At 70.3% G+C, this 15,160-nt stretch carries 9 protein-coding genes; 6 read left to right on the top strand and 3 right to left on the bottom strand.

The window, feature by feature from the left end; translation table 11 throughout:
* Positions 1-55: 55 nt before the first annotated feature.
* On the bottom strand, positions 56-1,312 hold the full coding sequence (locus J7I98_RS27145) for an Ig-like domain-containing protein (RefSeq protein WP_214927334.1): 1,257 nt from the start codon (positions 1,310-1,312) through the stop codon (positions 56-58).
* Between the two features lie 197 nt (positions 1,313-1,509).
* The gene (locus J7I98_RS27140) at positions 1,510-2,730 is read right to left on the bottom strand and encodes an Ig-like domain-containing protein (protein ID WP_214927325.1); all 1,221 of its coding nucleotides are present in this window, start codon (positions 2,728-2,730) and stop codon (positions 1,510-1,512) included.
* 156 nt (positions 2,731-2,886) lie between these two features.
* On the opposite strand from J7I98_RS27140, the gene glgX reads away from it, so the two are divergent.
* From glgX to J7I98_RS27125, 3 genes are all read left to right on the top strand, one after another.
* Entirely contained in the window at positions 2,887-5,157 is a 2,271-nt protein-coding gene (glgX, locus tag J7I98_RS27135; RefSeq protein ID WP_214927318.1) for a glycogen debranching protein GlgX, read from the top strand.
* A gap of 61 nt (positions 5,158-5,218) precedes the next feature.
* Positions 5,219-7,072 (top strand): ABC transporter ATP-binding protein, encoded by a 1,854-nt coding sequence (locus J7I98_RS27130; RefSeq protein ID WP_214927316.1) that lies wholly within the window; start codon positions 5,219-5,221, stop codon positions 7,070-7,072.
* A complete protein-coding gene (locus J7I98_RS27125) occupies positions 7,069-8,925 on the top strand; it encodes an ABC transporter ATP-binding protein (RefSeq protein WP_214927314.1) in 1,857 nt (618 codons plus the stop codon). Before J7I98_RS27130 ends, J7I98_RS27125 begins: the two co-directional genes overlap by 4 nt.
* A gap of 173 nt (positions 8,926-9,098) precedes the next feature.
* Here J7I98_RS27125 and J7I98_RS27120 read toward each other — a convergent pair whose 3' ends face one another.
* A complete protein-coding gene (locus tag J7I98_RS27120; protein ID WP_308377958.1) occupies positions 9,099-10,043 on the bottom strand; it encodes a hypothetical protein in 945 nt (314 codons plus the stop codon).
* A 404-nt stretch (positions 10,044-10,447) separates the two neighbouring features.
* On the opposite strand from J7I98_RS27120, the gene J7I98_RS27115 reads away from it, so the two are divergent.
* The 3 genes from J7I98_RS27115 to J7I98_RS27105 all read left to right on the top strand — a co-directional run bounded on the left by J7I98_RS27115 (position 10,448) and on the right by J7I98_RS27105 (position 15,038).
* Positions 10,448-12,472: a M4 family metallopeptidase gene (locus J7I98_RS27115; protein ID WP_214927312.1), complete on the top strand. Its 2,025-nt coding sequence runs from the start codon at positions 10,448-10,450 to the stop codon at positions 12,470-12,472.
* A gap of 83 nt (positions 12,473-12,555) precedes the next feature.
* Positions 12,556-13,224, top strand: a complete 669-nt coding sequence (locus tag J7I98_RS27110; RefSeq protein WP_214927304.1) for a response regulator transcription factor — start codon at positions 12,556-12,558, stop codon at positions 13,222-13,224.
* An 11-nt stretch (positions 13,225-13,235) separates the two neighbouring features.
* A complete protein-coding gene (locus J7I98_RS27105; RefSeq protein WP_308377957.1) occupies positions 13,236-15,038 on the top strand; it encodes a histidine kinase in 1,803 nt (600 codons plus the stop codon).
* The last annotated feature ends 122 nt before the right edge of the window (positions 15,039-15,160 follow it).

Here is a 15,160-nt window from a genome sequence, read left to right as displayed (position 1 = left end):
ACAACGGGCCCGCCGCTGTGAACAACAGCACGGGCCCGTTTACGTACGGCAGGTATTACTTCTTCCACTCCGACCAGGACATGTTCCAGCCGTTGAGGCCGTTGTCCGGCTGGATCTGCTTGTCGTTGGAGTTCTTCACGACGACCACGTCACCGAGGATCGAGTTGTCGAAGAACCAGGCCGCGGGGACCTTGCTGTCGTACGCACCGCGCACATCGCGCAGGCCCACGCACCCGTGGCTGACATTCGCCGAGCCGAACGTCCCGGCGCCGGCCCAGTAGTTGCCGTGGATGAATGTGCCCGAGTTCGACAGGCGCATCGCGTGCGGTACGTCCTTGATGTCGTACTCGCCGCCGAAGCCGACGGTGGCGCCGTTCATCCGCGTCACCTTGTACTTCTCGCTGATCACCATCTGGCCGTTGTACGTCGTGGTCGACGGGGCGCCCGCGGTGATCGGGATGGTCTTGAGGACCTTGCCGTCGCGCTTGACGGTCATCGTGTGGGCCCTTGCGTCCACGACGCTGACCTGGCTGCGGCCGACGGTGAACTTCACGGTCTTGGTCTGCTTGCCGTACACCCCGGGGCGGCCCTCGACGCCGTCGAGGTTGAGCTTCAGCGTCACCTTGGTGCCCGCGGCCCAGTACTTCTCGGGACGGAAGTCGAGGCGGTCGTTTCCGAACCAGTGGCCCTCGATCGGGACGGACGGCTCGGCGGTCACCTTGACGGCCTTCTCGACATCCTCGGGCTCGGTGATGCCGCGGCTGAAGCGGAGCGAGACCGGCATTCCGACGCCGACCTTCGAACCGTCCTCGGGCGTGAAGTAACTGACGAACGTGTTCTGCGGGACGAGTGTGGTGAAGGTGGTGTCCTTCGCGGACTCGCGGCCCTCGGAGTCCTTCGCGACCGCGTGGACCTTGTACTTGGTCGCAGAGCCGAGGTGGTGCGACGGCTTCCAGGCGGTGCCGCCGTCGGTGATCTTGCCCTCGACGTCGTTGCCCTTGGTGTCCTCGACCGTGACGGACGTCAGCTTGCCCTTGTCGGCGGTGATCTTCAGTGCCCCGCTGGTGGCGACGTTCTTCGCGTCGTCCTTGGGTGCGATCGTCACCACGGCCTGCGATGCCTTGGTGTCGCCGCCGTTCCCGGCGCCGCCCTTGCCCTTGCCGTCGCCTGAGCCGGAGTCATCGCTTCCGCCGCAGGCCGTCGCCAGCACCATCATCGCGGCCAGCAGAGCCGGAAGCGCGGGGCCCCCAAGCCCTCGCCGACGTCCTTGCCGCGATCTGGCCGATGCCCCCGATATCGGCTGCCTGTTCAATGTGTTGCTCCCCTCGCACGGCCTGGCCCTGGCCATGGCCCGCACCCCCACGCGCAGCTACCGCGCGCCTGGCGATAGATAATCACACCGGGCGTGTCGGGGCCTCCCCATGAATGTCACCGTTCGGTCCCAAGTGGTTCATCCGGTCCATCCGGTCCATCCGGGACTTGTGCGGGCCATGCAGGTCAGCGGGAGAGCTACGAGAGGGCGGAACCGGCCTTCCAGCGGTTCCAGTCCATGTTCCAGCCGCCGAGGCCGTTGTCGGGAGCGACCTTTCGGTCATGGGAGTTGACCACTTCGACCACGTCGCCGATGAGTGTGCGGTCGAAGAACCAGCCGGCCGGGGCGTCCGGGCTGCCGCCCTTCTCGTCGCGCAGGCCGATGCAGCCGTGACTGGTGTTGACCGTGCCGAACGTGTCCGAGGGTGCCCAGTAGTTGCCGTGCAGGAAGGTCCCGGACGCCGTCAGCCGCATCGCGTGCGGCACATCCGGAATGTCGTACTCACCGCCGAAGCCGACCGTTCTCCCGTCCATCCGCGTGACGTCGTACAGCTCGGTGACGACCATCTTTCCGTTGTACGTCGTGGTCTTCGGCGCCCCGGCGCTGACCGGCACCTTCGCCAGTACCCTGCCGTCGCGCCGTACCTCCATGGTGTGCGCCTCCGCGTCCACCGTGGAGACCTGGGAGCGGCCGACCGTGAAACCGACGGTCTTCTGCTGGATGCCGTACACACCGGGGGCAGCCTCGACGTCGCGCAGTCGCAGATCGATGCTGACGCCGGTGCCGGGCGTCCAGTATTCGCGTGGCCGGAAATCGAGGCGCTGGTTGCCGAACCAGTGGCCCGCCACCTCCACGGGCGGCTCCGAGCTGACCCTGATGGCGCGTTCGACGGCGGCACGGTCGGCGACCGCACGGTTGAAGCTGAACGAGACGATCATGCCGGTGCCGACGGTGGACCGGTTCTCGGGCTTGAAGTAGCCGATGAAGCGATGCTGGGGGACGTCCGTCGTGAACGAGGTGTGCCGGGCCGAGCGGTGGCCCCGGCCGTCCACGGCCACCGCGTCGACCGAGTATTTGGCGGCCAGTTGCAGCGGCCCGCCCCCCTGCGGCTCCCAGGACCGGCCGTCCGCCGAAATCCGGCCCTCGACCTCCTGCTGTTCCGCGTCCTCGACGCGTACCACCGTGACCCGTTCCAGCCGCCCGTCCGCCACCGTTACCTCGACACGGCTGTCGGCCCTGACCCCCCTCGCCCCGTCCTCGGGGACCACCCGGATCGCCTCCCGGGGCGATCGCGGCTTCCCGCCGGACCACGCCGCACCGCTGCCACCGACCGTGCAGCCGGTCAGTCCGGCGATCAGTCCTGCCCCAACCAGTGCGGCGGCAAGGGCCGCCCTCGCACGTCTCGCTGCGTCTCTCACGACCGGCCCAACGACCGCCCCCCTCCAGGGGAAACGTGAGTACGACCCCTGTTCCGGGCAGAACAGGTGGGAAGGACCACGCGAGGGGAACCGCGGCCGGGACGCCGTACGGCCTCAAGGATCCGCCGGTCCAGTCGAGCCGCGGGAGGCTTACAGGTGTCCAGCGCACCCGAGCAGGAGGCAGTACAGGATGCGGTGCGGGAGGCCGTGCGGGACAAGCGGCCCGCCGCGTCCGGAGTCAACGGGCACCGCCCCTGGCCCGACGCGGGCAGGCCGCCCGTATGGCCCGGGGCACCCACCCCCCTGGGGGCGCGCTTTCGCGTCGGTCCCGACGGGGTCGCGGGCACCAACTTCGCCCTGTGGGCGGGCGGGGCGGAGGCGGTCGAGCTGTGCCTCTTCGACGACAACGGCGCGGAGACGCGCTGCCCGCTGACCGAACTGACGCACGAGATCTGGCACGGCTTCGTGCCGGGCGTCCGCGCGGGACAGCGATACGGCTACCGCGTGCACGGCCGCTGGGACCCCTGGACCGGGGCCCGCTGGAACCACGCGAAGCTGCTCCTCGATCCGTACGCACGGGCAGTGGACGGCGACTTCACACTGCCCGCCGAGGTGTACGGGCACGTCAGGGACTGGCCGCAGCAGCATGTCGCCGACACGGTGCGCGACGACCGTGACTCCGCGCCGTACGTCCCCAAGGGGGTCGTGGTCCACGACGACGCGCCGGACGACGACTGGGTGGACGACCGGCGGCCCAAGACGCCGTGGGCGGATTCGGTCATCTACGAGCTGCATGTGCGCGGCTTCACGAAGCTGCACCCGGAGATCCCGGAGCCGTTGCGCGGTACGTATGCGGGGCTCGCGCATCCGGCGGCGATCGAGCATCTCGTACGGCTGGGGGTGACGGCTGTCGAGCTGCTGCCGGTGCACCAGTTTGCCCACGAGGACCATCTCCTGCGCCGCGACCTGCGCAACTACTGGGGCTACAACTCCATCGGCTACTTCGCGCCGCACGCCGGCTACTCCTCCGGCGGCACGCGCGGCGAGCAGGTCGGGGAGTTCAAGCGGATGGTGCGGGCCCTGCACTCGGCCGGCATCGAGGTCATCCTCGACGTCGTCTACAACCACACGGCGGAGGCGGGCGAGCTGGGGCCCATGCTGTCGCTGCGCGGCATCGACAATCGCGGCTACTACCGCCTCCAGGCGGACGCCCGCCGGTACGCCGACTACACGGGCTGCGGCAACACTCTGCACGTCGTACAGCCGAACGTCCTGCGGCTGATCACGGACTCGCTCAGGTACTGGGTGACCGAGATGGGCGTGGACGGCTTCCGCTTCGACCTGGCGGCGGCCCTGGCCCGTTCCATGCACGACGTCGACATGCTGTCACCGTTCCTGGCGGTGATCGCACAGGACCCTGTGCTGCGGCGCGTGAAGCTGATCGCCGAGCCGTGGGACGTGGGAAACGGCGGCTATCAGGTGGGCGCGTTTCCACCCCTCTGGACGGAGTGGAACGACCGCTACCGGGACGCTGTACGGGACTTCTGGCGGGGTGCTCTGCCGGACGTACGGGACCTGGGGTACCGCCTGTCCGGTTCGAGCGATCTGTACGCATGGGGCGGGCGGCGGCCGTACGCCTCCGTCAACTTCGTCACCGCGCACGACGGCTTCACACTGCGCGACCTCGTGTCGTACGAGCACAAGCACAACGAGGCGAACGGGGAGGCCAACCGGGACGGGACGAACGACAACCGGTCGTGGAACTGCGGTGCGGAGGGTAAGACCGACGACGACCGGGTGAACACACTGCGCCGGCAGCAGCTGCGCAACTTGCTGACGACGCTGCTGTTGTCGACGGGCGTGCCGATGCTGGTGGCGGGCGACGAGATGGGGCGTACGCAGGGCGGCAACAACAACGCGTACTGCCAGGACAACGAGATCAGCTGGATCGACTGGTCGCTGCTCGACGATCCGGGCCGGATGAGTCTGTTCGAGCTGACGTCCCGGCTGCTGGCCCTGCGCCACGAGCACCCGGTGCTGCGGCGCCGCGCCTTTTTCTCGGGCCGGGCGCAGGCGGCGGACGGGCTGCGGGACCTGGCCTGGTTCACGGCGCGCGGCGAGGAGATGACGGAGCAGGACTGGTACGCGCCGACGGCGACGCTGGGCATGTATCTGTCGGGGCGCGACATCCCGGGACGCGACGCGCGTGGAGCGAAGGTGACGGACGACAGCTTCCTGGCCATCCTGCACGCGGGGGACCAACCTTCGAGCTTCGTGCTGCCGGGGCCGCCGTGGGCGGAGGCGTACGAGGTGGTCGTCGACACGTCGGAGGAGGGACAGGACGCCGCTCCGGGCAGGGTGCATCCGGGGGGTGAGGTGATCACGGTCCCGGCGAGGTCGGTGCTGCTGCTGAAGGTCGGGACGTGACGTGAAGGCGGCGACTTTTAACCGGTAGCGCTGTCAGTGGTGAACCGTACGCTCGATCCTGATGACCGGATCCCCTGCACTCACCAAGGACCGATCGGCCGTACGTTCGCTGCTGCGTCTGTGGCCGTACGTACGGCCGGTACGAATACGCCTGGTCAGCGCCGCATTTGTCGCGGTGCTGGCCTCCTGCCTCAGCCTCGTCATCCCGCTCGTCCTGAAGTGGATCGTCGACGGTCCGGTCGCGGACGGCGACCCGGGCGGGGTCTGGCTGGGCGCGCTGTACCTGCTGCTGCTCGGGCTCGTCGAGGCGGCGCTCTTCGGCTTGCGGCGGTGGCTGGTGGCGCGGCCGCTGGCGGGGGTGGAGGCGGCGATGCGGGCCGATCTGTACCGGCATCTGCAGCGGCTACCGATCGCCTTCCATGACCGGTGGCCGTCCGGCCAGTTGCTGTCACGCGGGACCACGGATCTGATGCTGCTGCGGATGTTCCTGGCGTTTCCGCTGACGTTCCTGCTGGTCAACGGGGTCACGATCCTGGTGGGCTTCGTGATTTTGATTCAGCAGCAGTGGGCGCTGGGACTGGTGCTGCTCGGGCCCGTGATTCCGCTGGTGGTGCTGTGCTCGGTCTTCGAGTCGAAGTACGCGCTGGTGACGCGGCGTTCCCAGGACCAGGTCGGCGATCTGACGACCGTGGTCGAGGAGAGCGTGCTCGGCATCCGCATCATCAAGGGCTTCGGCCGGCACCGCAGCCAGGCCCTCGCCTTCCGCGAGCTCTCGCTGAAACTTCGCGGCACGGAGCTGGTCAAGGCAAGGCTGCTGGCGGGCATTTGGGGCCTGATCACGACCCTCCCGGAACTGGCCATCGGCGCGGCGCTGGTTCTCGGCACGGTCCAGGTTGCGGACGGCGCCCTGTCGGCAGGCACGCTGGTGGCGTTCCTGTCGACGGCGCTGGCGCTGCGCTGGCCGGTGGACTCGATCGGCTTCCTGCTGGCGATCAGCCAGGACGCGGCGACGGCGACGGAGCGGTACTTCGAGGTGATGGACGCGCAGGAGGAGGCGGACGGGGCGACTGGGGTTGGCGGTGCGGGCGGCTCCGGGGTGGGTGAGGCGATGGACCGGCCGCCCGGGAAAGACCCTGGGGACGCCGGGCGAGGAGGGCTTCGTGCCGGCGGCATCGTGTTCGACGGGGTCGAGTTCCGGTATCCCGATGCCGCCGACGGGACTCGGCCCGTGCTCGCGTCCATCGACCTGCACATTCGGCCCGGCGAGACCCTGGCCCTCGTCGGCGCCACCGGCAGCGGCAAGACGACGCTCACCGCGCTCGTACCACGACTGCACGAAGTGAGCGCCGGGCGCATCACGCTCGACGGCCAGGACATCACCGCCATGCCCCGGGAGCGGCTGCGGGAGTTGGTGTCCGTCGCCTTCGAGGAGCCCACGCTCTTTTCGGCAAGCGTCGGGGAGAACGTACTGATGGGCGCCGGCAGCGTTGCGGACGAGGCGGACCTGCGGCGTGCCCTCGACACCGCGCAGGCCCGATTCGTGAACGAACTGCCCGAGGGCAGCGACACCCAGGTGGGCGAGCAGGGGCTGAGCCTGTCCGGCGGGCAGCGGCAGCGGCTCGCGCTGGCCAGAGCCGTGGTGGGCAGACCTCGGTTCCTGGTGCTCGACGATCCGCTCTCGGCGCTCGACGTGCATACGGAGGCGCTGGTGGAGGCGGCGCTGCGGCGCGTACTGGAGGACACGACCGCGCTCGTCGTCGCACACCGGCCGTCCACCGTGATGCTCGCCGACCGGGTCGCGCTGCTCTCCGGCGGCCGGATCACCGCCGTCGGCACCCACCAGGAACTGCTGCGCAGCAGCGACGAGTACGCCTGGCTGATGTCCGGGGCCACCAGTGAGGGGGATGACGCATGACCACGACCGTGGACGGGCGGGTGGCCGACGACGCCGAACCGGAAGCGGGAGAGGCGCCCGGCGGTGATCCCTTCGACCGCGATGCGCTGCCCGCGCCCAAAGGCGCGACCGGTGCGCTGCTGCGTTCGCTGCTGGGGCCGCGCCGGGGCAGGGTCGCGTTCGCCACGCTGATCCTGCTGCTCCAGCAGGCCGCGGTGCAGGCGGGCCCGCTGCTCGTCGCGTACGCCATCGACCGCGGCGTACCGGCGCTGCGGCAGGACGACATGGGGCCGCTGATCATTGTCGCGGCCGGCTATCTGGCGTGCTCGCTGGGCGCCGGTCTCCTCCAGTACGCCTTCATCCGCGTGTCCGCCCGCGTCAATCAGGACGTACTCCTCGATCTGCGCGGCAGGATCTTCCGCCATGCGCAGGCGCTGAGCGTCGACTTCCACGAGCGGTACACGTCAGGCCGGCTGATCTCGCGATCGACGACCGATGTGGCGTCGCTGCGGGAGCTGCTCAGCGACGGCCTGCACGAGCTGATCGGCGTCATCCTGTCGTCCGTCTACATCTGCGCCCTGCTGCTGTATCTCGATGTGGGCCTCGGAGGGCTCGCGGTGCTGTCCTTCGCGCCGCTGTATCTGCTCATCCGCCGCTACCGGACCCGTGTCGCCGTCGTCTTCAGCAAGCGGTCCACGGCGATCGCCGCCGTCATCGTGAAGTTCGCGGAGACGATGAACGGCATCCGCCCGGTGCGGGCATTCCGGCGCGAGGGGACGAACGACGCGGAGTTCCGCGCGCTCAACCACCGGCACGAGCGGACGAACGGCGACGGCCTGCTGGAGATGGCCCGGTACGTCGTCGGCTCACGGCTGGTCGCCAACACCGCTGTCGCCGGAATCGTGCTGTGGGGCGCCTATCAGGTCGCCGACGGCAGCCTCGCGCTCGGTGTGCTGGCGGCTTCCGTGCTCTATCTGCGGCGGCTGTACGACCCGATCGACCGGCTCGGGATGTTCCTCAACTCGTACCAGTCGGCGGCCGCTTCACTGGAGAAGATCGCGGGCCTGCTCGCGCAGGCGCCGACCGTCCCCGAGCCCGCGGAGCCGCGCCGGCTGCCCGCCCACGACAGCGGTCACCCCGGCCGCGAGGTCGTCTTCGACGGCGTCAGCTTCGGCTACCGCACCGGCGGCGAGGTCCTGCCGCGCTTCGGCCTGACCCTCCCGGCCGGGCAGACGGTCGCCGTCGTCGGCTCGACGGGCGCGGGCAAGTCCACGCTCGCCAAGCTGCTGGCTCGCTTCTACGACCCGACGGAGGGCCGGGTGCTGCTCGACGGCACGGACCTGCGAGATCTCGCCATTCCCGAACTGCGGCGCGGGGTGGTGATGGTGACCCAGGAGGCATTCCTGTTCTCCGGCACGGTCGCCGAGAACATTGCCATCGGCCGCCCGGACGCCACCCGCGAGGACATCGAGCGGGCTGCGAAGGCGATCGGCGCGCACGAATTCATCACCTCTCTGCCGGACGGCTACGACACGGACGTACGAAAGCGGGGCGGACGGATCTCGGCGGGGCAGCGCCAGTTGGTGGCGTTCGCCCGCGCGCTGCTCGCCGACCCGGCGGTGCTGATCCTGGACGAGGCGACGTCGTCCCTGGACATTCCGGGCGAACAGGCGGTGCAGCGCGCGATGCGTACGGTGCTGCGCGGCCGTACCGCCGTAGTGATTGCCCACCGGCTGTCGACGGTGGAGATCGCCGACCGGGTACTGGTCATGGAACACGGCCGCATCGTCGAGGACGGCACCCCTGCCGAACTGATCGGCGGAGCAGGCCATTTCGCCGACCTGCACCGGGCGTGGCGGGACAGCCTTGCGTAACTGCCCTTGCTGGTGGGTGTTGCCGCCGTAGGCACCGACCGGGTCGACGAACTGCCGGGCGGGCTGGACGCCGAGCTCGTACGGGCGGACACCGCATCGACGGTTTGCAGGCGCAGCCACTGGCCTTGGCGCGCGTCGTACTCGCTGGCGGCGCGTGCGCCTCGCTCCGGCGCTCACGGCACGGCGAGCGCCCCTTGCCGCAAAGGGCGGACAAGTGCCCGCAGCATCGCCGCGCCCGCCACCACCGCGGCGATGTGCAAGGCCGCCGCGACGCCGAGGTTCTCCGGCAGGGTGACGTCGTCCGGGCGCACCGCCGCCAGGACGAGCGTGTACGGCAGTTTCCAGCCACTCCACGCGAAGAGCGAGCCCGATCCGAGCCAGCCGAGCGCCATGGGGATCCAGCGGGGCAGCCCGGCCGGCCGTGCGCGGGTGAGGGCCCAGACGGCGGCGGCCGACGCGAGCGCACAGACCCCTGCGGTGCCGGTGAGCAGGTGCCAGTTGGTGTACCGTGCCGCCGGCTGCGCCACGCCCGCCGTGCCGCCCACCGCCCAGTACAGCCAGACCGCACCGAGCGCGGCGCCGACGAAGACGACCCACGGCGGCCCCGACGGCGTGCCGCCCTCCCGTTCCCCGACGCGCCCGGCGAACGCATCCGGCCACCGCCGCCGCAGGTAGACGGGCAGCGCGAGGGCCAGGCAGAGCCCCATCCCCACGAAGCCGAACTCGATCAGCCACCCCTCCCAGACCGGCATCGCCGCCCCGTCGTCACCCCCGCCGCCGCTCTGCTCCTCGCCGCCACCGGCCTCACCCCCACCTTCCGGACCCAGCAGAGAACCGAGGATCATGAACGGCAGCAGCGGTACGAGGAACCCCGTCCCCACCCACGTGCAGAACGCCACCGCCGCGCCCGGTGTCCGCATCCCCCACGGCCGCACCAGCGCGAGCGCCGTCACGATCCCGGTCGCCGCCATCCCGATCGTCGCGACGTTGAGCACCACCCACCCCGCCATGTCGAACTCGGAGCTCAGCGGCACCAGCCCGAGCAGCGCCCCGATCACCCACGACACTTTGATCAGCAGATACGGCGTCAGTGCCAGCGCCGCCCCGTACGCCGCCACCCGGCCGACCCGCTCCCACCGATCCCGCGACGGCTGCCCCAGTTCACCTCGTTCACCTGGTTCACCTCGCCCACCTGGCGCCACATGCTCTCGCTCCACCCGAATTCCCCTCCCCCCAGCCGGAATTCAAGTCTGGATGCCGCCCCTGCCGTCAGCGTCCCCCGCCGGTGGGATCCGTCTCCCCCGCCCGGGGGAGAACAGCGCGAGGCACGCAAGCGACCGTCCGCTCAACGAACATGACCGTTCGGGCAACGGACGATTTCTGGCCAACTTGTTGACGCGCTCCTGACAGGACCCCGTAACTCCTGGGACTCTTCCCCCGTTCCGCGCTCCACCTTGCTCCGCCGGCTCTGCCCGGGCGGCATACCCAGCTGCCCGCCACCCCCCTCGCAGAAGGAGTTCGCGTGAGATCCACGCCCAGACGTCGTGCCACCGCGACAGGCGCGCTGCTCACCGCCGCAGCACTTCTCACCGTCGGCGTACAGGCCGGCACAGCATCGGCCGACGATCCCTGGACCGTTTCGCCCAAGGCCAAGTCCTCGAACGCCACGAAGCCCAACCCGGGCGCTCTGCCCGCCAAGCTCTCCCCCGCCCAGCGCGCCGAGCTCATACGCGAGGCCAACGCGACCAAGGCGGCCACCGCCAAGGAGCTCGGTCTGGGTGCCAAGGAGAAGCTCCGGGTCCGCGACGTCGTCCAGGACCGCGACGGAACCACCCACACGCGGTACGAGCGCACTTACGACGGACTCCCCGTCCTCGGCGGCGACCTGATCGTCGCCGAGACGAAGGCCGGCAAGACCGAGAACGTCATCAAGGCCTCCAAGGCGCAGCTCAAAAACGTCGACACGAGCGCCGACGTCGCCCCCGCCACCGCCGAGAAGCAGGCACTCGGCGCCGCGAGGGCCGAGGGTTCGAAGAAGACCGAGGCGGAGCGCGCGCCCCGCAAGGTCATCTGGCTGGCGCAGGGCAAGCCCACGCTCGCGTACGAGACCGTGGTCGGCGGGATCCAGCACGACGGCACGCCGAGCGAGCTGCACGTCGTCACCGACGCCACCACCGGCAAGAAGCTCTTCGAGCGCGAGGCCATCGAGACGGGCACCGGCAACACCCAGTACAGCGGCCAGGTGACGCTGGGCACCTCGCCCTCGTACACCCTGACCGACACCGGGCGCGGCAACCACAAGACGTACAACCTCAACCGCGGCACCTCCGGCACCGGCACCCTCTTCCAGGGACCGGACGACATCTGGGGCGACGGCACTCCGCAGAACGCCGAGACCGCGGGCGCGGACGCCGCCTACGGAGCGGGCCTGACCTGGGACTACTACAAGAACGTGCACGGCCGCAGCGGTATCCGCGGTGACGGTGTCGGCGCGTACTCCCGGGTCCACTACGGCAATGCGTACGTCAACGCCTTCTGGTCGGACTCCTGCTTCTGCATGACGTACGGCGACGGTGCGAACAACACCAAGCCGCTCACGTCGATCGACGTCGCCGCGCACGAGATGACGCACGGCGTCACCTCCAACACCGCGGGCCTGATCTACAGCGGCGAGTCCGGCGGCCTCAACGAGGCGACGTCCGACATCTTCGCCGCCGCGGTCGAGTTCAACGCCAACAACCCCAAGGACGTCGGCGACTACCTGGTCGGCGAGAAGATCGACATCCGGGGCAACGGCACGCCGCTGCGCTACATGGACAAGCCGAGCAAGGACGGCTCGTCCAAGGACGCGTGGTACTCCGGCATCGGCAACATCGACGTCCACTACTCCTCGGGCCCGGCGAACCACTGGTTCTACATGCTCTCCGAGGGCAGCGGCGCCAAGACCATCAACGGCGTCAACTACGACTCCCCGACCTCGGACGGCCTGCCGGTGACCGGCATCGGCCGCGAGAAGGCCGCGCAGATCTGGTTCAAGGCGCTCACCACCAAGTTCAACTCGACGACCAACTACGCGGGTGCCCGCACCGGCACGCTCGCGGTCGCCGGTGAGCTGTACGGCACCAGCAGCGCCGAGTACAAGGCCGTCGCCAACGCCTGGGCCGGCATCAACGTCGGGACGCGTCCCGGCGGCGAGACCGGCACGTCGTTCGAGAACACCACGGACGTCGCCATTCCGGACAACGGCGCCGCGGTCACCTCTTCGGTCACCTCCACCAAGACGGGCGCTGCGCCCAGCACTCTGAAGGCCTCCGTGGACATCGTCCACACGTGGCGCGGTGACCTGGTGATCGACCTGATCGCCCCGGACGGCACTGCCTACCGGCTGAAGAACTCCAGCGGGTCCGACTCGGCGGACAACGTCGTCGAGACGTACACCGTCAACGCGTCCTCCGAGACCGCGAACGGCGTCTGGAAGCTCAAGGTCCAGGACGTGGCCGCGCAGGACACCGGCTACATCAACAGCTTCAAGCTCACCTTCCCGTAAAGCACTGAGCACGACGCGTAGTTGAGCCGACGGCCCGGGGGGAACTTCCGTTCCCCCCGGGCCGTTCGACGTATCGTGACCGCATGATCAAGGTGCTGCTGGCAGACGACGAAGCGATGCTCCGCGCAGGCGTACGAGCCATCCTCAGCACCGACCCCGGCATCGAGGTCGTCGCCGAGGCGGACGACGGGCGCGAGGCGGTCGAGCTCGCCCTCAAGCACCGGCCGGACGTCGCGCTGCTCGACATCCGGATGCCCCGGCTGGACGGTCTGCGGGCCGCCGAGGAGCTGCGGCGCACGGCGCCAGAGACCGCCGTCGTCATGCTCACCACCTTCGCCGAGGACGAGTACATCGCGCGGGCGCTCGGCTCCGGCGCCGCCGGCTTCCTGCTCAAGACCGGCGATCCGCGCGAGCTGATCGCGGGCGTCCAGGCCGTCGCGGGGGGCGCTGCCTTCCTCTCCCCCGAGGTCGCGCAGCGCGTCATCGCGCACCTCGGCGCCGGGCGGCTCACGCGGGCCGCCGGGGCGAAGGAGCAGCTGGAACCGCTGACGGTGCGGGAGCGGGAGGTCGTAGCGCTGGTCGGCGGCGGGCTCTCCAACGCGGAGATCGCGGCGAAGTTGTACGTCGTCGAGGGCACCGTCAAGGCACACGTCAGCGCGGTCCTCGGACGCCTCGGGCTCAAGAACCGCGTGCAGCTGGCGATTCTGGCGTACGAAGCGGGGCTCGTGGCCGGCGTCGGCGAAAAGGGCTAGGAGGGCCAGGGGTGCGCGGCGGGCCATTCTTGCGGCGGCGGAGCAGCCGGGACCACCTCGTCGACCTGGTGCTCTGGGTGGCGCTGTGCCTGCCGGGGCTGATGATGTCGCACGACACCGACGGCGGCTCCTGGCCCATGGTCGGCGCGGGCGTGGTCGCGCTCGGGGTGGCCGTGCTGCTCTGCCGCGACCGTCCGCTGATCTCGCTCGGTATCGCGGCGGCGTTCAGCCTGGCCCTGAATGTGGAGCTGTTCACCGCGGGCCATCTCCTCGCGCTGGTCGTTTTCGGCTATCTGAGCGGCCGTCGCACGGCACTCGCCCGGCCCGCCCTCCTCACCTTCGCCGCCATCGCGACGGCCGGTCTGGCGCTCGTACTCGCTGTCGGCGGCACTCTCTGGGAGTGGTTCACGCTTGTCGTCACACTGCTCTTCGCCGCCGTCGTGCCCTACCTTTTCGGCCGGTACGTCCGCCAGTACGCGGAGTTGGTCAGTGCGGGCTGGCAGCTCGCCGACCGTATGGAGCGCGAGCAGCGCGCGGTCGCCGACCGGGAGCGGCTGCGCGAACGGTCCCGTATCGCCGGTGACATGCACGACTCGCTGGGCCACGATCTGGCGCTGATCGCGGTACGGGCGGCCGCCCTGGAGGTCGCCCCGGCGCTCGGCGAACGGGAGCAGGCGGCGGCCGGTGAGCTGCGCGAGGCCACGGCGTCGGCGACGGCCCGGCTGCGGGACATCATCGGCGTACTGCGGGCGGACGGCGAGGCGGCACCGACCGCGCCGACGGGCGAGTCGGTGGGGGCGGTGGTGGAGCGGGCGCGGGACTCGGGGATGGCGGTGGACTTCACCGACGAGGGGCCTGCGGTCCTCCCCCCGATGACCGACCGGGCGGTGCATCGCGTCGTCCAGGAGGCCCTGACCAACGCGGCGAAGCACGCACCGGGCGCGCATGTCACGGTGCGGCTGACGCGGGACGGTGGCGAGGGCGGCGACAGCGGTCGGGACGGGGACGCGGAGAGCGGAGGGGACGGGGCCCCGGACAGCAACGGCGACAGCAACGCGCACAGGACCGCGGACAACGCACGCTGTCGGGACCCGTACAGGAACCCGGACAACGCGCGGGACCGTGACCCGGACGGCGCACGGGAACGGGACCCGGACAACGCATGCGGCAGGAACGCGGACGGGCGCACGGGCGGTGCATCCGTCACCGTCTCCGTCGCCAACGCTCCCCGCCCCGGCGGCCCGCTCCCGTGCCCCGCCCCCGGCAGCGGTACGGGACTCGTGAGCCTCGACGAGCGCGTACGCCTGGCCGGCGGCTCCCTCGCCCACGGCCCCACCCCGGCCGGCGGCTTCGCAGTGACCGCCTGGCTGTCGCTGGCCCCTTCCGCCACCCCGACGCCCTCTGCGGCCGCGCCCGAAGCTCCCACCTCCGCCCGTGAGTTGGACCGGGCCAGGCAGCGTGTACGGCGCGGTCTGATGCACGCGATCCTGGCACCGCTGGCAGCCGTCGTCGCCCTCGGGATACTGATGGGCCTCTTCGCCCTCTACAGCCAGTCCCGCGCGGTCCTGGACCGGGACGACTACGACCGCATCCGCGTCGGCGACACCCGTACCGACGTCATGACCCGCCTGCCGCGCCACTCCCTGGACGGCGCACCGGACGGCGTCGGCCCCGAACCTGCCGGGGCCGACGACTGCGAGTACTTCCGTGTCGCCCGGTACGACGCGACACCCGTCTACCGGCTGTGCTTCACGGACGGCATCCTCTCCTCCAAGTCGATCGCCGAAGACGTCGACAACGAGGAGAACCGCTAGGGCGTGCCCGGCGGATCAGGCCGGCTTCAGGGTGCGGCGCGTTCTCGCCGCAGATGTGCGTGCCAGACCCCGCGGCCCAGGCCTGATCCGCCGGACACGCCCTAGGCAGTGTCTGACAAATG

Source organism: Streptomyces sp. ISL-98 (assembly GCF_018614055.1).
Taxonomy (GTDB): domain Bacteria; phylum Actinomycetota; class Actinomycetes; order Streptomycetales; family Streptomycetaceae; genus Streptomyces; species Streptomyces spiramyceticus.
This window is presented reverse-complemented; position numbering and strand designations above follow the sequence as displayed.